This window comes from Micromonospora sp. NPDC047467, from assembly GCF_040643095.1.
Taxonomy (GTDB): domain Bacteria; phylum Actinomycetota; class Actinomycetes; order Mycobacteriales; family Micromonosporaceae; genus Micromonospora.
In genome coordinates this window covers 151,679-172,122 of record NZ_JBEYTO010000002.1, presented here as the reverse complement: position 1 = coordinate 172,122, position 20,444 = coordinate 151,679, and the positions used below count along the sequence as shown (strand labels likewise).

The 20,444-nt window shown below is 72.4% G+C and carries 18 protein-coding genes and 1 pseudogene; 15 read left to right on the top strand and 4 right to left on the bottom strand.

The annotated features are described in order from the left end of the window. Positions 1 to 11 precede the first annotated feature (11 nt). The gene (locus tag ABZ780_RS05060; RefSeq protein ID WP_357484290.1) at positions 12 to 476 is read left to right on the top strand and encodes a hypothetical protein; all 465 of its coding nucleotides are present in this window, start codon (positions 12 to 14) and stop codon (positions 474 to 476) included. A 74-nt stretch (positions 477 to 550) separates the two neighbouring features. Here the strand turns inward: ABZ780_RS05060 and ABZ780_RS05055 are convergent, their stop codons facing one another. Further along, positions 551 to 2,950, bottom strand: a complete 2,400-nt coding sequence (locus tag ABZ780_RS05055; RefSeq protein WP_357484288.1) for a glycosyl hydrolase family 65 protein — start codon at positions 2,948 to 2,950, stop codon at positions 551 to 553. A gap of 170 nt (positions 2,951 to 3,120) precedes the next feature. Here ABZ780_RS05055 and ABZ780_RS05050 point away from each other — a divergent pair, with 170 nt between their 5' ends. Continuing rightward, a complete protein-coding gene (locus tag ABZ780_RS05050; RefSeq protein WP_357484285.1) occupies positions 3,121 to 3,747 on the top strand; it encodes a phosphatase PAP2 family protein in 627 nt (208 codons plus the stop codon). A gap of 106 nt (positions 3,748 to 3,853) precedes the next feature. On the opposite strand, the gene ABZ780_RS05045 is transcribed toward ABZ780_RS05050, so the two are convergent. Further along, positions 3,854 to 4,624 (bottom strand): A24 family peptidase, encoded by a 771-nt coding sequence (locus tag ABZ780_RS05045; protein WP_357485301.1) that lies wholly within the window; start codon positions 4,622 to 4,624, stop codon positions 3,854 to 3,856. 647 nt (positions 4,625 to 5,271) lie between these two features. On the opposite strand from ABZ780_RS05045, the gene ABZ780_RS05040 reads away from it, so the two are divergent. The 12 genes and pseudogenes from ABZ780_RS05040 to ABZ780_RS04985 form a co-directional block, all read left to right on the top strand. Next, positions 5,272 to 5,802 (top strand): hypothetical protein, encoded by a 531-nt coding sequence (locus ABZ780_RS05040; RefSeq protein WP_357004816.1) that lies wholly within the window; start codon positions 5,272 to 5,274, stop codon positions 5,800 to 5,802. Continuing rightward, positions 5,757 to 6,761 carry a hypothetical protein gene (locus tag ABZ780_RS05035; RefSeq protein WP_357003688.1) on the top strand — a complete coding sequence of 335 codons (1,005 nt, stop codon included), beginning with the start codon at positions 5,757 to 5,759 and terminating at the stop codon, positions 6,759 to 6,761. The genes ABZ780_RS05040 and ABZ780_RS05035 overlap by 46 nt, the downstream gene beginning before the upstream one ends. A 49-nt stretch (positions 6,762 to 6,810) precedes the next feature. Further along, complete coding sequence (locus tag ABZ780_RS05030; protein ID WP_357003685.1) at positions 6,811 to 7,467, top strand: SAF domain-containing protein; 657 nt, start codon at positions 6,811 to 6,813, stop codon at positions 7,465 to 7,467. 2 nt (positions 7,468 to 7,469) lie between these two features. Next, complete coding sequence (locus tag ABZ780_RS05025; protein WP_357003681.1) at positions 7,470 to 8,270, top strand: ParA family protein; 801 nt, start codon at positions 7,470 to 7,472, stop codon at positions 8,268 to 8,270. Then, positions 8,260 to 9,801 (top strand): CpaF/VirB11 family protein, encoded by a 1,542-nt coding sequence (locus ABZ780_RS05020; protein WP_357003678.1) that lies wholly within the window; start codon positions 8,260 to 8,262, stop codon positions 9,799 to 9,801. The genes ABZ780_RS05025 and ABZ780_RS05020 overlap by 11 nt, the downstream gene beginning before the upstream one ends. Positions 9,802 to 9,805: 4 nt before the next feature. Continuing rightward, positions 9,806 to 10,711 (top strand): type II secretion system F family protein, encoded by a 906-nt coding sequence (locus tag ABZ780_RS05015; RefSeq protein WP_357003676.1) that lies wholly within the window; start codon positions 9,806 to 9,808, stop codon positions 10,709 to 10,711. Beyond that, entirely contained in the window at positions 10,708 to 11,580 is an 873-nt protein-coding gene (locus ABZ780_RS05010; RefSeq protein ID WP_357003673.1) for a type II secretion system F family protein, read from the top strand. Before ABZ780_RS05015 ends, ABZ780_RS05010 begins: the two co-directional genes overlap by 4 nt. Positions 11,581 to 11,604: 24 nt before the next feature. Beyond that, positions 11,605 to 11,808, top strand: a complete 204-nt coding sequence (locus ABZ780_RS05005; RefSeq protein ID WP_357003670.1) for a hypothetical protein — start codon at positions 11,605 to 11,607, stop codon at positions 11,806 to 11,808. A gap of 5 nt (positions 11,809 to 11,813) precedes the next feature. Continuing rightward, positions 11,814 to 12,257 carry a TadE family protein gene (locus tag ABZ780_RS05000; protein WP_357003668.1) on the top strand — a complete coding sequence of 148 codons (444 nt, stop codon included), beginning with the start codon at positions 11,814 to 11,816 and terminating at the stop codon, positions 12,255 to 12,257. Then, the gene (locus ABZ780_RS04995; protein WP_357484282.1) at positions 12,254 to 12,721 is read left to right on the top strand and encodes a TadE/TadG family type IV pilus assembly protein; all 468 of its coding nucleotides are present in this window, start codon (positions 12,254 to 12,256) and stop codon (positions 12,719 to 12,721) included. Before ABZ780_RS05000 ends, ABZ780_RS04995 begins: the two co-directional genes overlap by 4 nt. After that, positions 12,718 to 13,161, top strand: a complete 444-nt coding sequence (locus ABZ780_RS04990) for a pilus assembly protein TadG-related protein (RefSeq protein ID WP_357484280.1) — start codon at positions 12,718 to 12,720, stop codon at positions 13,159 to 13,161. Before ABZ780_RS04995 ends, ABZ780_RS04990 begins: the two co-directional genes overlap by 4 nt. A 14-nt stretch (positions 13,162 to 13,175) precedes the next feature. Continuing rightward, positions 13,176 to 14,285: pseudogene (locus ABZ780_RS04985) on the top strand (LysM domain-containing protein); the annotation flags it as partial. Positions 14,286 to 14,848: 563 nt separating this feature from the next. Here ABZ780_RS04985 and ABZ780_RS04980 read toward each other — a convergent pair. Beyond that, on the bottom strand, positions 14,849 to 15,703 hold the full coding sequence (locus ABZ780_RS04980; RefSeq protein WP_357003659.1) for a DUF2231 domain-containing protein: 855 nt from the start codon (positions 15,701 to 15,703) through the stop codon (positions 14,849 to 14,851). Positions 15,704 to 15,893: 190 nt separating this feature from the next. On the opposite strand from ABZ780_RS04980, the gene ABZ780_RS04975 reads away from it, so the two are divergent. Further along, entirely contained in the window at positions 15,894 to 16,658 is a 765-nt protein-coding gene (locus ABZ780_RS04975; RefSeq protein WP_357484277.1) for a crotonase/enoyl-CoA hydratase family protein, read from the top strand. 84 nt (positions 16,659 to 16,742) lie between these two features. Here ABZ780_RS04975 and ABZ780_RS04970 read toward each other — a convergent pair whose 3' ends face one another. Then, a complete protein-coding gene (locus ABZ780_RS04970; protein ID WP_357484275.1) occupies positions 16,743 to 20,432 on the bottom strand; it encodes a discoidin domain-containing protein in 3,690 nt (1,229 codons plus the stop codon). Positions 20,433 to 20,444: the final 12 nt, after the last annotated feature.

The following is a 20,444-nucleotide window of genomic DNA, read 5'->3' as shown; positions in this document are numbered from 1 at the left end:
GAGGGACGCCGATGACCAGTCAGCGGGAGACCGTACGGGTCGACCACGACCTGTTCCGCGCCGTGTACGACTCGCCCGCCGCGCTGCCCGGCCGGCACCGGTGGATCACCGGCGAGTCGGACGTCCGGCGGTTGGAGAAGTTGCTCGGCATGCCGGCGCGCAGCATCGGCGCACCGCTCTGGGTCAGCGGCGACGAGCCGGACTGCCCGAAGTGCGGCCGGCGGATCACCTGGTACGACATCGTCTCGTCGGCGCTCTCCGGCCTGCACGACAAGGCCATGATCGCCACCGTCATCCTCGGCGAGCAGAAGTACGTCAACACCGAGGTCCCCGACGCCATCGCCGGCGTGCGGTGCTCCGACTGTCACACCGCCATCGACGGCCTGCGCAGCTTCAAGTGCCACAACTGGGCGTACGCCTTCGAGGCGCTGGAGGCCGTCCGCGAACGAATGGCCGGCGGCCCCACGCCGACCTGAGCGGGGCCGCGACCCGTCGGCCGACCTGGCCTGGCGGCGGCCGCCTGACCGGCCTGACCGGGAGGCGCGGCGGGTCAGTCGGCCGAGCGGCGGGTGGGGCGGCGGCCCGGTGGGGACGGTGGTTCGGGCCCGGGATCGGGCACCGGCGGCATCGGCCGGGTGACCGGCGTGGCACCGGTGACCCGCAGTTGCTCGCCGTGGTGCCACAGCTCGACGGTGGCGTCCGGGGCGGCGTCGGGCAGCTCGTAGCGAGCTTCGGTGTGTGTCAGCGTGACCCGTACCCGGTCGCCGCGCCAGCGCAGGCTGAACGCCAGCCGGTCGATCCGCCGGGGCAGCCGGGGGTCGAAGGAGAGCACACCGCGGTCGTCGCGCAGCCCGCCGAAGCCCTGCACCAGCGCCAGCCACGCCCCGGCCAGCGAGGCCAGGTGCAGCCCGTCGGCGGTCTTGTCGCCCAGATCCTCCAGGTCCTGGAGCACCGACTCGGCGAACAGGTCGTACGCCAGATCGAGGTGCCCGACCTCGGCGGCCAGCACCGCCTGCGGGGCGGCCGACAGGGACGAGTCGCGGACCGTGCGGGCCTCGTAGTAGGCCAGGTTGCGGGCCTTCTCCTCGGCGGTGAACTCGCCCGGGAAGAGCTGCATGGCCAGCACCAGGTCGGCCTGCTTGACCACCTGCTTGCGGTACAGCTCCAGGTAGGGGTAGTGCAGCAGCAGCGGGTAGTCGTCCTCGTCGGTGTTCGCGAAGTCCCACTCCGGCTGCTCGGTGAACCCGGCGGCCTGCTGGTGCACTCCCCGCTCACGGTCGTACGGGATGAAGACAGCGTCGGCGGCGGCCCGCCAGCCGGCGATCTCGGCCGGGTCCACGCCGAGCCGGTCGGCCAGGTCGGGGTGGCGTTCGGCAGCGTCCGCCGCGCCCCGCAGGTTGCGCCGCGCCATCAGGTTCGTGAAGACGTTGTCGTCGACCAGCGCGGAATACTCGTCCGGGCCGGTCACCCCGTGCAGGTGGAACGCGCCGGTTGCGGACCAGTGGCCGAAGCCGTGCCAGAGCCGGGCCGTCTCCACCAGCAGTTCCAGCCCCACCTCGGCGAGGAACCGCTGGTCGTCGGTGGCCGCCAGGTAGCGCAGCACCGCGTCGGCGATGTCCCCGTTGACGTGCAGCGCGGCGGTGCCGGCGGGCCAGTAGCCGGAGCACTCCCGACCGCCGATGGTCCGCCACGGGAATGTCGCGCCGGTCAGCCGCAGCTCGGCGGCCCGCTCCCGGGCCTCCGGCAGGTGGTTGTGCCGCCAGGCCAGCGCCGAGCGGGCCACCGCTGGCGCCAGGTAGGTGAGCACCGGCAGCACGTACGTCTCGGTGTCCCACAGCACGTGCCCGTCGTAGCCGTTGCCGGTCAACCCCTTGGCCGAGATGGTCCGGTCACCGTCCGGGCGGCCCGCCTGGATCAGGTGGAACATCGCGAACCGGAGCGCCTGCTGGAGTTCCGGGTCACCGTCGAGCAGCACGTCGGCGACCTGCCAGGCGGCGTCCAGGCTGGCCCGCTGGTCGGCGAGCAGGGCGTCGAAGCCGTCCGCGCGGGCCGCGTCCGCCTCGGCGGCGACCAGGTCGGCCAACTCGGCGGCCGGTGCGCCTTCGACCGGCCCGCACTCGTACGCGGCGAACTTCGTCAGCCGCAACCGCTCGCCCGGGTGCATCCGGCCGGCCACGGTGAGGCGTACCCGGTCGGGGGTGTCGTCACAGGTGGCGGTCACCGTGGCAGGCGCGTCCAGCAGGTGGCTGACCGCCACCGCGACACGCTGACCGCTGCGCTCGGTGCGGTGCACCAGCACCCCGTCGAGACCTGTCGCGCGATGCGTCTCGGCGGTCAGCGGGTCGGTCAGCACCGAGGCCGCGCGAGGGTCGTCCGAGCGCTCCGGCACCCGCTCGTTGGCCAGCAGGTCCGAGCACACCCGCAGGTCGACGGGGGCGTCCAGCGGTTCGACCTCGTACCGGACGGCGGCGACCGGGCGGCGGGGCAGCGACACCAGCCGGGTGCTGCGGATCAGCACCCTCCGCCCCGCCGGCGAGATCCACTCGGTCTCCCGGCGCAGCACGCCCGCGCGCAGGTCGAGCACCCACTCGTGGCTGTGCAGTGTCCCGGTGCGGATGTCCAACGGCTCGTCGTCGACCCAGAGCCGGATCAGCGCGGCGTTCGGCGCGCTGACGACGGTATCGCTGGCCTGCGGAAACGCGTACCCCTCCTCGGGGTAGCTCAGCTCGCGCCGCTCGTGGAGGCCGTTGACGTAACTGCCCGGCATCTCGCAGGGCGCACCCTCGTCGAGGGTGCCTCGCCAGCCGATCCACCCGTTGCCCAGCGCGAAGATCGACTCGGTTTCGCCGAGCCGGTCCAGGTCGGCCTGGGTACGCCGGATCCGCCAGGTTCCGTCGTCCACCGTCCCGTCGACGGGCGGCGGCTGGTCGGTCGCCGAACTGGTGTGCACGGAGCCTCCTGTCGATGCCGACGTCGATGCCCAGCCAAGCAGAGACGCCTGTGCGGTTGCTGGACGAAAGCCGTGTGGCTGGTCTGACCTTCGATCCCTGCGGCGCCTGCTGCCGCGTTCCTAGGGTTTCTCCAACATCAACGCGGTATGAACATCAGGTGAGGTGATTCATGGCCGACACCGGCAGCATGGACGTTCCAGAGATCAGCATCGAGTGGTACCACGACGTGGTCGACGTCGCCGCCCGCAGCCCGCAACCGCTGCAATGGTTCGTCGGGCACGCCACCGAGGGGGTGATCCTCCTGCTCGGCGCGCTGCTGCTGGTGGCCGCGCTGAGCCGCCTGGCCGGCGGCCCGCACGACCGGGCGCTCGCCCTGGTCGCGCCGCTGCCGACCTTCCTGGCGTACGCATGCAGCGAGGGGCTCAAGACCGTGGTGGACGAGGACCGCCCGTGCCGGACGATCGGCCGGGCGATCATCGCGGGCGCCTGCCCACCGCAGGGCGACTGGTCGTTCCCCAGCAACCATGCCACCGTGGCGGGAGCGCTGGCGGTCACCACACTGCTGCTCTCCCGACGGCTCGGCCTGCTCGCGCTGCCGCTGGCCGCGCTGGCCGCCTTCTCCCGGGTCTTCGTGGGCGTGCACTACCCGCACGACGTGGTCGCGGGTGTACTGCTCGGCGCCCTGGTCGCCGCCGTGGTGACCCCACTACTGGCCCGCCCGACCGCCGAGGTGCTCCGCCGTCGGGCCGACGCCCGTCGCCCGGTCCCCGACCTGGCCGGCCGACCCCGCCGCTGACACCCGCACGCTGGTGAGATCGTGCTCGATCCTGGCTGTCGTGGCCTCGGGGCGCGAGCGACACCACTGGATCCTGGATCGAGCGCGATCATGAGGCGGTGGACGGTCAGGTGGCCAGCAGGAGGGCGCCCGCCGTGCCGAGCAACAGGAACGGGCCGAACGGCAGGTGGGTGGACCACCGGGCCCGTCGGGCGACCAACAAACCCACGCTGACCAGTGCGGACAGCCCGAACGCGAGCAGCAGCCCGAGCACCAGGACAGGCCAGCCGTACCAGCCGAGCAGCGCACCCACACTGAGCGCCAGTTTGGCGTCGCCGAGCCCGAAGCCACGCCGGCCGAGCACCAGTGTGCTGCCGGCGAAGAGCAGCGCCAGCCCCGCGCCGGCGCTGACGGCCCTCAGCCAGGGCCCCGGATCGGCATCGACGAGCGCAGCCGCGCCGAGCAGCAGCCACGTCCCGGCCGCCGCCGGCAGCGTAAGTCGGTCGGGTAACCGGTGCGCGGCCAGGTCGACGAACACCGCCGGGATCGTCCACCCGAGCCACCAGGCCAGCGCCGGCAACGCCCCGCCGCCCGGACCGACCAGCACCAGCAGCGCCACCGCGGCGAGCGCGACCACCTCCACCGTGCCGGGCGGGGGGCCGACCCGGGCCGGGCAGCGACCGCAGCGGCCAGCCGGGCCGAGCGCCGGCCAGGGCCGGGCCAGCCCGACCGGCGCGCCGCAGGCGTCGCAGCCGGTCCGATCGGCGATGCCCGGCGGTACGGCGTAGCGCAGGGCGGCCAACCGCAGCAGCGGGCTGACCGTCAGGGCGGCCAGGACGGCCGAGAACCAGTCGGTCGGGCTCCGGTCGGGTGGGTCCTGCTGACCTGGTGCGGCCATCGGGGGGCCGGTCAGCGCCATGTCGATCCCACCGACGGGTCGACATCCCCCACGAAGGCGAACACGGATCGTGACTGAACGATCGCTCTGGTGTCGCGGATGGCGCGGAAAACGACCTTGACGCCCGGCCGACCGACAGAGCCGCCGGCCGGGTCGACGCCGGCCAGCAAGCCGGGCGGCACAGCTCGTCGATCGACCGCCGACCCCGCCCGGATGCCGGGATGAGGGCGCGATGTCCCACTCCCGAGGCCGCCGGAGGGGTGCTCGCGGTCCGATCCGGCCCGGCGAGATCCGACCATTGCCGGCCCTCCGGTCGGCCACCGCTCACAACGCAACGCGGCCACTCGTCACCACCACCCATCATTACGCAGAGTGTTCAGTTGAATTGCCTCTGTTGCATCGGCGAACGTGAGCTTATGCTCGCCCCTTGGGTGTGACGCAAGCCTCACCTCGACGACAAACATCACGGGGCCCTGCATTTGTAAAAGATCCATAACGGTGAATGCAGAAGCGCGCTGAACGGTTCCGGATGGGCTGATCCGGGTTGCGCTTCCGCAGCCCGGCAGCGGTGACCCCGAGCCGCACCGGGCGATCACGAGGAGGGCTCGACGGTGCGCGGACGGCAGCTCAGCAGAGCGGCAATCTGCCTGCTGGTGGTCGCGGCAGCGGTGCCGGTCGCCGCCTGCGGCAGCGGACGGGAAACCGTCGAACGACCCACGGCGGCACGAGGCGAGGACCGACGAGCGGTTTCGGACGCCGATCGGCGGACGGCCGAAAGGGCGGCGCTCGACGCGTACGCCGGTTATCTCGCGGCCTCGCGCACGGCGAGTCGGCGCAGCGATCCGCAGGCGCCGGAACTGTCCCGATTTCTCGCTGATCCGCTGCTGACCCGGGTCCAATTGTCCATTCTCGAGGCCAAGGAGCATGGCGCGATGCGTACCGGGACGTTGAAGTCCGACCCGACCGTGACCGCCGTCAGCCTGGACGCGAAGCCGGCCACCGTGGACATCCAGGACTGCCTGGACACGACCGGCTACCGCCTGGTCTACGCCAAGGACCAGCGGGTCGTCCCCGGTAGCGGTGGCGGTAGACACCTCGCCACCGCCACCGCCACCCGTTATCCCGACGGTCGATGGCTGATCAACTCCGGCGCGGCGCACCAGGACCAGCCGTGCTGACCTGGGGAGGAAGGGGCACCCCGGCCCGTACCGCCGGGTTCGGGGTGCCCCACCGGGCGCTCGCCGGGATCGGCCTGGCGCTGCTGCTGGTGGTCGGCGCGACCCTGCCGGCCGCCGCCGCCCGGCGCGCCGGGCCCGGCGTGGAGTGCCCGCCCGGCCAGCCGGACTGCAACGTCTGGGACGACGAACCCGGCACGCCGGGCGGCCCCGGTGGTGGCGGGGACAACGGCGGCGGAGACTCCGGCGGCGGCGGGGGCGGCGGCGTCTGCCAGTGGGGCGGTCGAACCATCCCCTGCTACCACGAGGTGCTCGGCTGGTTCGACAACGGCAGCGGTTGCTACTACAAGCTCGCCCAGCCGCAGGACGAGGCACCCGAGGGTCAGCAGTGGTACGTGCAGACCTGCAACGGCGGCGACCTCGGGGCCCAGGACGTGGTGCTGCGCAGCGCACCGCCGCCCGGCTTCGGCGCGCCGCCGGACCCGGAGGAACTGGCCCGACGGGCGCTCGCGTCGATCAAGCTGCTGCCCGCGCGACTCAAGGTGGCACCCCGCAAGGACATCGGCCCCGGCCTGGTCGGCCTGCCGGTGTGGATGTGGGCCACGCCGAGCGCCAGCTACTTCGGGCCGCTGCGGGCTTCCGCGTCCGACCGTGGGCTGACCGTCACCATCGAGGCGAAGGTTGACCGGATCGTCTGGGACATGGGCAACCGCGACAAGGTCACCTGCACCGTCCCCGGCACCCCGTACGACGCGAAGGGCAAGCGCGCCGGCCAACCCTCCCCGGACTGCGGCTACCGCGCGGGCTACCCGAAGGCCGGTACGTACCGGGTGGGTGCCACCACTTTCTGGACGGTGCGCTGGTGGACGGGCGGCGGCGTCGAGGGTGACCCGATCTCCCAGACCCGGACGAGCGGCACGGTGCCGGTCCAGATCAACGAACTTCAGGTGGTGACCAGGTGAAAAGGCAGCCGGTCGTGCGAGCCCCGCAGTCGCGAACGGAGAGTGTGCGGTGAGTCTGGCGACGCGCAATGGGACCGGCCAGGTGGACGCGCCGGTCAGCCCGCCCAAGGTGGTGCGGCAGCGCCGGGTTCGACCGGGGTTGCTGGGTCTTGCCGTACTCCTGATCGCCCTGGGTGGGTTGGGCGCCGCGTTCGCGGTCACCTCGGTCCGGGCGACGGGCAGCTACCTCGCGGTGGCGCGGCCGGTCGAGGTGGGGCGGGAGATCAGCGCGGCCGACCTGATCACCGTGCAGGTCGCCGGTGGGCAGGGGCTGAACCCGGTGTCCGCCGGCCGGCTGGACGAGGTGGTCGGCAAGCGCGCCGCCGTGGCGCTGGTTCCCGGCACGCTGCTCACCCTGGGGCAGGTCACCGACGCCCCGCTGCTCGGCCCGGGTCAGCAGCAGATCGCGCTCGGCCTGAAGACCGCGCAGGTGCCAGCGCGCGAGTTGCACCCCGGCGACAAGGTCCTGCTGGTCAGCACCCCGGACGACAACGCCGCCGGGGCGACCGCCGTGGGCACCCGGTTCGCGGCCACCGTGATCGACATGGTCAGCCCGACGGACAACGAGAGGGTCCTGTATCTGGCGCTTCCCGTCCGGGACGTACCCGCTGTGGTGGCGCTGACAGCCCAGGAGCGGATCGCCGTCGTGCTGACCGAGGCGGCCTGAGCATGGCGATCATCGCGCTGGTGTCCGCGAAGGGCTCGCCCGGCGTGACCACCTCGGCGTTGGCCTGCGCGCTGGCCTGGCACCGCCGGCTGGTCCTCGCCGAGTGCGATCCGGCTGGCGGATCGATCCTCGCCGGCTACCTCGGCGGCCAGTTGGACGGGCCGCGCGGAATCGGCGAGTTGGCCGTCGGTGAGCTGCGGGACGGCAACCTGGAGACGGCGTTCTGGTCGCAACTGGTCGACCTGGACGCGCCCCGCCGGGAACGGCTGCTGCTGCCCGGCCTGGTCGACCCGGCGCAGGCCGGCAGCGTCACCCCGCTCTGGCAGCGCTTCGCGGACTACTTCAACGCCCTGGACCGCGGCACCCCCGGCTACGACGTGCTTGTCGACTGTGGTCGGCTGCACGTCACCGGCCCACCGTGGCCGCTGTTGCGGGCCGCCTCGGCGGTGCTGCTGGTGACCCGTGCCCACCTGCCGGACCTGTCCGGTACGCGGGCCGTGGTCACCGCCCTGGAACGGGACTTCGCCGAGCACCGGGTTCCGCCGGGCACCCTGCGGCTGCTGCTGGTCGGCGACGGGCACGGGCGTACCGAGATCAGCCGCGCGTTGAAACTGCCGGTCATCGCACGGCTGCCGCACGATCCGCGTACCGCGCAGGTGCTGGCCCTGGGTGGCACGGTGCGGTCCGGACGGCCGCTGCTGCGTGCGGCGGCCGGGTTGGAGGTGCCGGTCGGCGCGTTGCTGGAGCGGCGGCGGGCTCGACTGGCCTGGCCGGTGCAGCAGGGGGTGCCGGATGCGGTTTGAGCCGGTCTCCACCGACCCCCGCGAGCAGCCGCCGGGCGTGACGTCCACCGCGCCGCCGCTGCCCGCGCCGAACGGCCGGCACCACCAGGCACTGCCGGCGGCGATGCCAGCGCCCGCGGTCAACCCGCCACCGGAGCCGTCACCCCGAGCCCGGGTGGATTTCCAGGTGGTCCGGGAGCTGCGCCGGGAACTGACCGAACGCCTCACGCTGTGGCAGCGCGGCCGGGAGTTCACCGTCGACGAGGAGGACACCGAGCGGGCGCGGTTGGCCGTCGCGGTGGTGGCCGAGTACGCCGACGCGGTCCGCCGGGCCGGCACACCGATGGCCGCCGGTGACGAGCGTCTGCTGCTCGACCAGGTGACCGCCGAACTGGTCGGGCTCGGCCGGCTACAGACCCTGCTGGTCGACGACACCATCGAAGAGGTGCACATCCTCGGCTGCGACCAGGTACGCATCACCCGGCACGGCGGTGGGGTGGACTGGGCCGAACCGATCGCCGACAGCGACGCCGAGTTGGTGGAGATCCTCCAGGCGGCGGCCCGCCGAGCGGGCGCGACCGAGCGGTCACTGTCGACCGTGAAGCCCACCCTCGACCTGCAACTGCCCGACGGCAGCCGGCTGGCCGCGGTGTTCCTGGTCAGCCACCGCCCGTACGCGGTGATCCGCAAGCACAACACGCTGGACGTGAGCCTGGACGACGTGGCCGGCGCCCGGGGCGACCTGGACGAGATGATCGACCCGCTGCTGCGGGACTTCCTCCGTGCGGCGATGCGCGCCGGGTTGAACATCATGGTCGCCGGGCTGGCCGGTGCCGGAAAGACCACGATCATCCGGGCGCTGATGAACGAGATCCCGCCCGACGAGCCGTACGTGCTGCTGGAGGAGAGCCGAGAGTTGTTGCCGGCCCGCCGCCGGGAGCGGCACCGGGCGGTGATGAGCTTCGAGGCACGGGAGGGGCACGGCGAGCGCGGCTTCGACGGCCGGCCGGCGGGCGAGGTGACGATCGCCGACCTGATCCCGCTCTCGCTGCGGATGGGCGTACTCCGGATCATCGTGGGCGAGGTGCGGTCCCGGGAGATCGTGCCGATGCTCCAGGCGATGACCACCAGCCGTGGCTCGATGTGCACCATCCACGCCCGTACGGCGTCCGGGGTGGGTGAACGGATCGTCGAGCTGGCGCTGGCGCACGGCCGCGAGATGACCGTCGACCAGGCCCGGCGGATGGCCGGTAACGCCCTCGACCTGATCGTCTACGTCACCGTCGAGGACGAGACCGCGATCGGCGGACGTAAGCACCGGTTCGTCTCGCATGTGGAGGAGGTGATCGGGGCCGGTGAGGCCGGGCGGATCACCACCACCAGCGTCTTCGGGCCCGGCCCGGACGGTCGCGCGGTCCCCCGGCATCTACCCGAGCGGGTCCGCGACCAGTTGCTGCGGGTGGGCTACGACGTCCGGCTGCTGACCCGGTGGATCGAGGCCGGCACCGGGGCGTGGCGTCGCCCCCGGCAGACCCGACTGGCTCGGCGGTGACCTGATGGGCAACAGCCTGGAGTTGATCGCGGTGGTCTCCGGGGCCGCCTGTGTGGCCGGACTGCTGCTGGCCGTGGTCGCGCTGGTGGGCACCCGCCGGCCCGCCGCCAGCCCTGGCCCTGGATCGGGGCCGGGTCTGAGCCGGCTGTGGCGCGGTTCCAGCACCAACCCCGCCGAGCAGCGTGCCCATCAGGCGCTGCTGCTCGCCGCGGTGGTCGCCGGCGCGCTGGCCTTCCTGCTGACCGGGCTGCCGGTGGTGGGTCTGCTGGTGGCGGTGGCGGTGCCGGGCACGCCGTGGCTGTTCGCGGTGGGAAAGGCCGAGCAGCGGGCGATCGCCCGGATCGAGGCGGTCGGCGAGTGGACGCGCCGCCTCAAGGACGTCTCCGGCATCGGGCAGGGCCTCCAACAGTCGATCATCGGCACGATCGGCAGCGTGCCACCCGGCATCGAGGACGAGGTACGGCTGCTCGCCGCCCGGTTGCAGGCCGGCTGGACGGCGCGTACCGCGTTGCTGGCGTTCGCCGACGAGATCGGCGATCCGGTCTGCGACCAGGTGGTGGCGGCGCTGATCCTGCACCTCAGCGACCGGGGTGAGCGGCTCGGTGACGTGCTCGGCTCGATCGCCGGCGCGGCGGCGGCGGAGGTCGCCACCCGCCGGGAGATCGAGGCCAAGCGCACCCAGCCCCGGTTCGCGGTCCGCTTCCTGACCGGCATGACCGTGGCAACGCTGGCGTACGGGTTGGTCAACACCGAGTACATCGAGCCGTACGGCACGCCGACGGGTCAGCTGGTGATGGCCAGCCTCGGCGCTGCCTTCATCGGCCTGCTGGCCTGGGTGCGTTCGATGAGCCAGCCGCAGCGCCCGGCCCGGTTCCTGCCGGCACCCGACCCGCAGGAGGTGGTCGCATGATCATGAACCTGCACCTCGCCGTCGCGGTGTGTGGCGGGGCCGCGGTCGGGTTGGGGCTGTTCCTGGTGATCCGGGAGCTGGTGCCGGCGACCCCGGCGCTCGGGCCGGCGCTGCGCCGGTTGCACCAGCCGCCCAGCCTGGACCGGGTCGCCGCGCCCGCGTCCCGACGACTGGACTGGTTGACCGGTCTGTCGCGCTGGCTGCGGCCGCCGCACCGGCAGCTCGCCCTGATCAATCAGACCCCCGAGCAGTACGCACTGTCGGTGCTGCTCTCCGCGCTGGTCGGGCTGGCCACGCCGACCCTGCTCAGCGTCGCCCTGTACGTACTCGGCATCTCGTTTCCCCTGGTCATGCCGGTGCTCGGCAGCCTCGGCCTGGCGCTGGTCGCCGGGTTGCTGGCGCACCGGTCGGTGCTGGCCAAGGCGAACGCCGCCCGGGACGAGTTCCGTCAGGCCGTCTGCACGTACCTGGACCTGGTGGCCCTGCAACTGTCGGCGGCGCACGGGCCGGTGCAGTCGCTGGAGCGGGCCGCCGCGGTCTGCGACGGCTGGGTGTTCGACCGGCTCCAGGAGTCGCTGCGGATCGCCCAGATGCAGATGCACGCGCCCTGGGACGAGCTGCGCGACCTCGCCGACAAGATCGGCATCCCGGAGCTGGGGGACGTCGGCGCGATCATGCGTTCCTCCGGCAGCGAGGGCGCGCAGGTGCACGAAACCCTGCGCAGCCGGGCCGACTCGCTGCGCGACCAGATCCGCACCGACAACCTCGCCCGCGCCGAGGGTGTGACCAGCAAGCTCGACATTCCGGGCGCACTGCTCGTCTTCGTGCTGCTCGGCTTCGTCGTCTATCCGTTCATCGCCCGTGTCTGACCCGACCCCCAGAAGGAGTACGCCATGTCCATCGTCAGCTACCTGCACGTCGTGGTGACGACGCGCCTTGCCGAGCTGCGCCGCGACGGCGAGCGCGGTGACAGCCCGGTGCCGACCGCAGTGATCATCTTTGGTCTGGTTTTCATCGCGACGGTCGTCACCGGCCTGGCCCTGGCGAGGGCCAACGACTGGATGAACGCCATCCCGACAAACAGGAACCCGCAGTAACCAGCATGCGCCGAGCCGCGTTCCCGCGCTGGCGCCGGACGGTCGACACCGTCCGGCGCCGGCTCGCGGCCGGCGACCGGGAGCGTGGTGCCAACCCGGTGGAGTTGGCCGTGATGATGCCGCTGATCCTGCTGCTGCTCTTCGCGTCGATCCAGGTCGCGGCCGTCTTCCTGGCCCGCTCCACGGCGTTGAACGCCGCGCAGAGCGGGGTCAACGCCGAGCGGCTGTACGACGCGTCCGACGGTGCCGGGGCTGCCAGCGCCACCCGGTTCCTCACCGCCAACGGCGGCTGGCTGGTGGGCTGGAACAGGACCGGTCCGAGTTGTGTGGCCACCGAGGTCGACGTGACCTGCACGGTGCGCGGCCGGTCCCTGTCGGTGGTGCCGGGCGTGGACTTCGCGGTGCAGCAGACCGCCCACGGGACAGTGGAGCGGGTGACCACGCCGTGAAGCGTTCCGCCGAGCGCGGCTCGGTCTCCATCGAGGTGGCGGTGCTCGCGCCCGCGTTCATCGCGCTGATGGTGCTGGCCGGCGTGGCCGGGCGCAGCGCGGTGGCCGCCGAGGCGATCGACACCGCCGCGCACGACGCGGCCCGTGCCGCCTCGATCTCCCGGAACGCCAGCACCGCCCGTGCCGAGGCCCGTGACGCGGTCCGCCAACAGTTGGACTGGCGAGGGCTGGCCTGCACCGGCACCCCGACGCTGACGTTCACCGGCTCGGTGGCGGGCAGGGCCACCAGCTTCGACGACGCCTTCCGCAGCCCCGTCGGGCAGGACGCCACGGTCACCGTCCGGGTCGCCTGCCGGGTGTCCTTCCGGGACCTGCGGCTCGCCGCGCTGCCCGGCATGCCGACCGACAACCGCATCGAGGCGACCTTCACCTCCCCCCTGGACCGCTACCGGAGCCGACGATGAACGCTCCGACAGCCGTACGCCCGCTGATGGACGACCACGGCCGGGTGAGCATCTTCCTGGCGGTGGCGATGGTCGGCGTACTGGCCATCATCGGGCTCTCCTTCGACGGCGCCGGGCAGTTGCGCACCCTGCAACGCGCCGACAACCTGGCCGCCGAGGCGGCCCGCGCGGGCGGGCAGGCCATCGACCGGGCAACCGCGATCGAGGGCGGGCCGAAGCGGATCGACGAGCCGCAGGCCCGCGTCGCGGTCGCCAACTACCTCTCCGCCGCCGGCACCAACGGCCACACCGTGAGCTTCCCGCGAATCGCCGGGGAGACCGTCGTCCAGGTACGCGTCACGATCACCTACCGCCGCTCGATGCTCGGCCTATTCGGCTTCGCCGACCGGGTCACCGTCACCGGCGAGGCGACCGCGCGGGCCATCACCGCAGGACCGTAGGAAGGAAGGCTGCCATGTCCGCATCGGATCGGTCCGTGGTACGGCGGACCGGACGCATCCTCACCGGCGTCGGCGCGCTGGTCGTACTCTGCGCTCTGGTGGTCGGCGCGCCGATCGCGCTGCTCGCCTTCGCCGGCAACCCCCTGCCCGACCACCTGCCCACCCTCACCGAGGTGGGCACCGCGCTGACCAGCCGGGACGATGGTCAACTCTTCCTGCGGGCGCTGGCGCTGGCCGGTTGGTTCGGCTGGGCCACGTTCACCTTCTCCGTCCTTGTCGAGCTGGGCGCGCAGACCCTGCGCCGGCCGGCGCCGAAGCTGCCCGGGATGAGCCGCCAGCAGAAGGCCGCCGCGGCGCTGGTCGGTTCGGTAGCGCTGATCCTCGCGGCCAGCCCGGCCGCCGCCAGCGCCGCAGCGGTCTACGCCGGTCCGGCGTACGCCGGCTCAGCCAGCTCATTTGCCTCGGCCGCCGCCCCGCCCGCGACGACCGGCAGCGGCACCCTCGCGGTCGCCGGCAGCAGCTCTCTCACAACCGCCGGCAGCGGCCCTGTCGCGGTCGCCGGAGGCGGCCAGGTCGGGGCGGCTGGCAACGGGCCGCTCGGGCTCACCGGGACCGGCGGGGCGGGTGCGGGCGCGGGTGACCAGGCGGAGCCGGTGTACCGGGTGGCGCGAGGCGACTACCTCGGCGAGGTGGCAGAGCGCTACCTCGACGATTTCGCCGACTACCGGCAACTGGCGGCGCTGAACCGGCTGGACGACCCGGACCGCATCCGCCCCGGCCAACTGCTCCGACTTCCCGCCGAGGCCGCCGACCAGGGCGCCCGGCCGCACGCCACCGGGAAACTCGTCGGCCGGCCCGCCGCGCCCAGGCCGCCGGCACCGCGACCGGCGCCCGAGCAGGCCGCACCGGAACGTGCGGAGACCGCACCGGAACGTGCGGAGACGGCACCCCGCAGCGGTACGGAGGCGAAGGGCCAGGCACCCACGATGACAGTCGGCGCGGCCCGGGCCGGTGCCACCGACCGGGTGAACCGACCGCTGGCCGTGTCCGCCGTGCTGGCCGTCGCGAGCATCGTCGGCGCTCAGATCGGCGCGGTACTCGGGCTGCGCCGCCGCCCGGCCACCGCCGGTGCGGTTCCCAGGCTGGCCGCGGCCACCCGCGCACCACGACGCGGCGCGGCCCGCAGCGGCGCAGCCAGCAGCAGCGCGGGCCGCGGCAGCGGTACGGCCCGCAGCGGCGGCGCCGCGCTGGCCGCCAGTCGCGCGAGAGCGGCCATCGGGGCCACCGCACCGCCGCCACAGGGCACGGTGCCCGCCCCGGCAGCGGGCTGGCCCGGCGGCGGTACGGCTCCTGCCGGCGGTGGCGGCACTGCCGGTGGCGGTGGCGGTGGCGGTGGTGGCGGCACTGCCGGTGGTGGCGATGGCGGCTTGGACTTCCTGCCGGACGTGCACTCACCTGGTCGACACCGACGCGGCTGAAACGGCGCTGCCCTCGCGCCGTGGGCGCGGTAGGACATGCGGCGACTGACCACCGACTCGACAGCTGGGGGCAGGCGGTCCGGAGAGCGTGATGTCACTGGGACATCAATATGTCTCAGCGACATCACGCTCAATAGGGATACCCACCCCGGCACGGCCAGCGGCACCCAACGCCGGGCACCCCGCCTTGCGGGCGGTCCGATATCCGGTCAGGGCAGGCGGGTCTGGAGTACGCCGTTCTGGATCCGCGTGGGAAGGATCTGCTGGTCGCTACCGGACGGTCCCTGCACGACCTCGCCGCCGTTGAGCCGGAACGCGCTGCCGTGCCACGGGCATACCACGCACGCGTGGCCGTCGATCTCCTGCACCTCGCCCTCACCGAGCGGCCCGCTCTGGTGCGGGCAACGCTCCAGCATCACGGTGACCTCATCACCGTGGCGGTAGAGGATCACCGAGATGTCGTCGTCCACCTCGCGGGTGATCAGCGTGCGCTGCGGCAGAGTCGCCATGTCGACCAGCGAGTGCCAGCCGTCGGTCATCCGGTGCAGCTCGGACACGCTCTGGTTGACCTGGGCGCCCTGCTTGTACGCCAGGTGGCCGCCGATGTAAGCCCCGAGGCTCACGGCGGAGAGCCCGAGGAAGCCGAGGGCCTTGCCCACGCCGTTCCGCCCGGAGAGCCGCGCCGCCAACGAGCCGGCGTAGAGGCCGACGCCGACGGTGTTCGCGGCGGCGTGCACCAGGCCGACGCGACGCTGGTCCCGGGAGAGCGCCGCCCAGTCGTTCAGCCCGGCGATCGCCGCGGGCAGCGCGCTGACAGTGCCCAGACCGACCAGCACGGTGGCCGGACGGCGTTGCCCCGGCATCAGGTCCAGCACGGCGGCGCTGATCCACGCGCCCACCGGCACCTGCACCATCGCCGGGTGCAGCGGATGCCCCAGCGGCACACCGTGCAGCAGGTCCCGCAGACGCCGCGGACGCAGCGTGCTGAGGACCACCCGTTGCAACCGGTCGCCCGTCCGGTCCAGCCCGGCTGCCTGCTCAACTCTCGTCAGAAGTGCTCGCACCCGTACCGACTTCCCGGCGATGGCGGTCGCAAACCGGTCGACAGTGACAATCCCCCACCCAGGCCTCGCCGATCTTGCAGTTGCTGCCCCGACAATCCGGGCACCCCGGACAGAACGACGACCAGAACTGCAAGATCGCCGCGAGGGTTGGGGGTGGGGCCGCGCGGGGCGGGGCGGGCATGCTGGGTTGATGGGTGTGCGGGTGGAGCGTTCGGGGCCGGTGACGACTGTGGTGCTGGACCGACCGGAGGCACGCAACGCGGTGGACGGGCCGACCGCGCGGGCCCTCGCGGACGCCTTTCGGGCCTTCGACGCCGACCCGGACGCGGCGGTGGCCGTGCTCTGGGGAGCGGGCGGCACGTTCTGCGCCGGTGCCGACCTCAAGGCGATCGGCACGCCGAGCGGCAACCGGGTCGAGCCCGAGGGTGACGGTCCGATGGGTCCGACCCGGATGGTGCTGGGCAAGCCGGTGATCGCGGCGATCTCCGGGTACGCGGTGGCCGGCGGGCTGGAACTGGCGCTCTGGTGTGACCTGCGGGTCGCCGAGTCCGACGCCACGCTCGGGGTGTTCTGCCGCCGCTGGGGAGTGCCGCTGATCGACGGTGGCACCGTCCGGCTGCCCCGGCTGATCGGTGAGAGTCGTGCCCTGGACCTGATCCTCACCGGCCGGGCGGTGCCGGCGGACGAGGCGTACACGATGGGGTTGGTCAACCGGCTGGTGCCGCCGGGCCAGGCGCGGGCGGCGGCCGAGGAGTTGGCGGCCGCGATTGCCCGGCACCCGCAGACGTGCCTGCGCAACGACCGTGCGGCGGTGCTGGCCGGCGCGGGTCGGCCAGAGGCGGAGGCTCTGGCGACGGAGTTGGCGTACGGGATGGAGTCGCTGGCCACCGACGCGGCGGCCGGCGCGGCCCGGTTCGCCGCCGGTGCCGGCCGGCACGGCGCCGCTCCGGACTGAGGACGGGCCGGGCGGTGCGGCCACCGCTTGTCGAGTGGCCACACCGCCCGGAGAACCGGCCGCCGCCAGGGCGACCGAGGTGGGTCAGTTGCGGTTGATGGTGAACGTCGAGGTGGGGTTCTGGATGTCCACCGCGTTGTTGCTCAGCCGCAGGTTGTTGAAGGTGACCGACCCGACGGCCGGACCCTGCCCGGCCTCCGGCATCGGGTTGGCCCAGATCGCGAAGCCGGACTTCGCGTCGTAGGCGTCACCGCTCTTGCGGGCTCCACTGATCGAGACGTTGGTGAAGATCGTGTCGGTGATCGGGAACTGCGGCTGCCCGCCGACGTAGTTGGTCTGGAACATGATGCCGCTGTAGGTCGGGTCGACGATGTCCACGTCGCTGACCCGGATGCCCTGGAACACTTTCGAGGCGGAGAAGACCCAGATCGCCGGGAAGGTCTGCCCGCCCCAGAAGTGCCCACCGGCCCGGACGATCGAGATGTTCTCGAACCGGGTCGGCGGGCTGGCGCCGAAGCCGTTCATCGGGTAGCCGAAGTCGAGCGAGCTGATGGTGATGCCGGAGTAGACAAGCGTGTCCGCGATGTAGATGTTGCGGAACGTGTTGCCGTAGCCGCCGTAGACGGCGACACCGGCGGCCCGCCAGGTCAGCGTCGACGTCAGGTTCTCGTAGACGTTGTCCCGCATGTCCGCGCCGCCCGCGTCGATGGCCGAGAACAGCGCGAAGCTGTCGTCGCCGGTGGCCCGTGCGTCGTTGTTGCTGACCAGGTTGTTGGTGCTCCCGTTGGTCATGTTGATGCCGTCGGCGAACATGTTCCGGATCCGGGAGTTCTTGATTGTCATGTAGTCGGTGTTGGCGCCCCAGTAGAGGCAGACCATGTGCTCGTTCCAGATGTTGTCGATCACGATGTTCGACACGTTGGCGAAGTCGAACACCTTGCCCGGGCCGTCGATCCGCGAGGTGTAGTTGCCGAAGTACGCGAAGTTCTTGAACGACGATCCGGCCGCCGAGTTCTCGGCCCGGAAGCCGATGTCGGTGTTGTCCTGGCCGGACGGGGCGTTGAACCGCGTGTACCAGGGGCCGGCGCCAGTCACCTGGACGGCCTTGCCGTACACCTGGAATTTCGACGAGGTGGAGTAGTTCCCGGCCGGCAGGTACACCCCGAGCAGGTTGCCGGTGGTGTCCATCCGCACCCGGTCCAGGGCGTTCTGCACGTCCTGGTGGGTGAAGCCGGTCGGCGTGGCGTAGCGCGCCGGGTCCGGGTTCGCGATCGGCGCCACCTGCTCGGTGTTGATGAAGTCGATGGCGTACGTGGTGGTGTTGGCCGGGTCCTTCTGGAGGCGGATCCTGCTGCCCGCCGGGACGGTCGAGTTGAGCATGATGTTGGCTTCGTCGTAGATGTGCCGTGGGGCGCCCGCGCTCGGCGAGTTACCGGGGCTGGCCTCGTTGCCGTACAGCCAGGCGTAGCGGGACGTCAGGTCGATGGCCTTGTGGAACGTGCCGTCGACGTAGACGTTCAGCGTCGAGTTGATCCCGCCGCCGCCCGGCGCGTCCGGGATGGAGAAGCGGGTGACAAGCGTGTTGGTGCTGGCCCGGGTGGTCCACTCGACGTAGCTGCCGGTCGAGTTGAGGGTCACCGCACGCCGGCCGGACGCCTCGCCGGCCACGTCGCCGACGGTCCGGTTCGGGCCGACGACAGCAGCGCCGCCGCCGACCACGCCGTCCTCGGCCTCGTACATGTCGTACGGCATGTTGGCGCCGCGCCCGACGAAGAGCGGCCGGTCGCTGGTGTTGTTGGCCTGCTTGACCGGCAGTTCGTTGCCGTCGGCGGCGAGCACCACCCGGACGGTGTACTTGCCGTTCGCGGCGGTCCAGGTGCCCAGGTTGACCGGGCCGACGGTGGCCCCGGCGTTGATCACTCCGGAGTACGAGCCGGTCAGGGTGCGGACGGCGGTGCCGGACTCGTTGAGCACGGTGAGGGTGATGCCGTGCGCCCCGGACGCGGATGCCACGCTGCCGGCGTTGCGCACCGACACCGAGAAGGTGACCGTGTTGCCGGCCGCCGGGTTGCCCGGTGACCAGGCGACCGCCGAGGCGACCAGGTCGGAGCTGGCGACCGGGCTGACCACCAGTGGGCTGGGGTTGGTGTAGCTGTTGTTGGTGTCGTCCTGCTCGACGACAGTGTTGCTCTCGTCGACCTTCGCGCTGAGCGGGTAGCTGCCCGCGTCACGGGTGCCGATGTTCGCGCTGACCGTCGTCGACGCGCCGGCCGCGAGACCGCCGACGGACGCGGTGCCGACCCGGGTCGCACCGAGGTAGAAGTTGACGTTTGTGGCGCCGGAGGCCGCCGAGCCGGCGTTGCGCACGGTGGCCGACAGGGTGACCGCACTCGTCTCGACGGGCGCGGACGGGCTGAACGACATGCCGGTGACGGTCAGGTCCGGGTTCGGTGCCGGGGTGCCGATGACCTGGATTTCGGCCACCTGCCCGGCCGGTGCGCCGGTGTTCGAGGCGATCGAGAGCCGTACGTCCGCCGCCGCGCCCGACACCGGGATGGTCACCGTGTTGCCGGTGGCCGGGTTGAACGTGTAGTTCGCCGCGCCGACCAGGGTGGTGAACGTCGACGAGCCCTGGTCCCGGCCGAGCACTGTGACGTTCTGGGTACGCGTACCCCAGGCCGAATCCGGGTTGAGCTTCAGCACGATCTGACTGAGGCTGGCGTTCGCGCCGAGTTGCACGGTCAGCGTGCTCGGGTTGCCGTTGCCCTCCCAGTAGGTCGCCACGTTGTTGTCGTTGGCGTTGGTGGCCACGTACGTGTGCACGTACCCGGAGGCGGTGATCGGCTTGCCGACCGCCAGGTTGGTGCCGGTCGGGTTGCCGGTGCCGGCCCGGGTCACGGTGTTGCTGTTCGCCGACTGGTTGCCGGCGGCGTCCCTGGCCCGCACGTGGTACGAGACGGTGGCGCTGTCCGGCTGGCTGTCGGTGTACGTCAGCGTCGAACCGTTGACGCTGCCGCGCAGTGCGCCGCCCGCGTAGATGTCGTACCCGGTCACTGCGACGTTGTCGGTGGACGCGGACCAGGTGAGCCGGATCTGACCGCTGGCCGGCTGGGTGTACGCCAGGTTGCCGGGGACGCTGGGCGCCTGGGTGTCGGGGCTGCCGGCGGCGCCGTACACCTCGACCTCGGAGAACTGCGCGGCCGGCCAACCGGTGTTGGCGGTGACCTGCACCCGCACGTAGCGGGTGCTCGCGGCGGTGAAGCTGACGGTCGCGGTGTTGCCGGTGGCCGGGTTGAACGTGTAGCCGGCGGACGCGTTCAGGGTGGTGAACGACGAGCCGTTGGTGGAGCCGAGCACCGACAACGTCTGGGTACGGGTCTGCCAGGCCGACGACGGGGGCAGTTTGAGCACCACCCGGTCGACGCTGACGGTGGCGCCGAGGTCGGCCTGGATCCACTGCGGGAACGCGTTGTTGGCGCTCTCCCAGTAGGTGTCCGCGTTGCCGTCGTTGGCGTTGCCCGCCACGTAGTTCTGGTTGTAGCTGCTGGCGGTCATGGTGGCGGAGAGCCCGGCGAGCAGGGCCGCGCGGGCGGCGGACGCGGACGCGTCGACGGCCGGTGCGGCGCTGGCCACGGGGGTGAGGGCCGGCGCGGTGGCGAGGAGCATTCCGGCGAGCGCACCGGCGAGCAGCCGCCGGTGGACGGGCCGCCGGGCCGAGCGGGGACCGGCCGCGCCGGTCGGTGGGGTACCTCGTCTGGTGCCGTTTCTGGACATGGGGTCGCTACA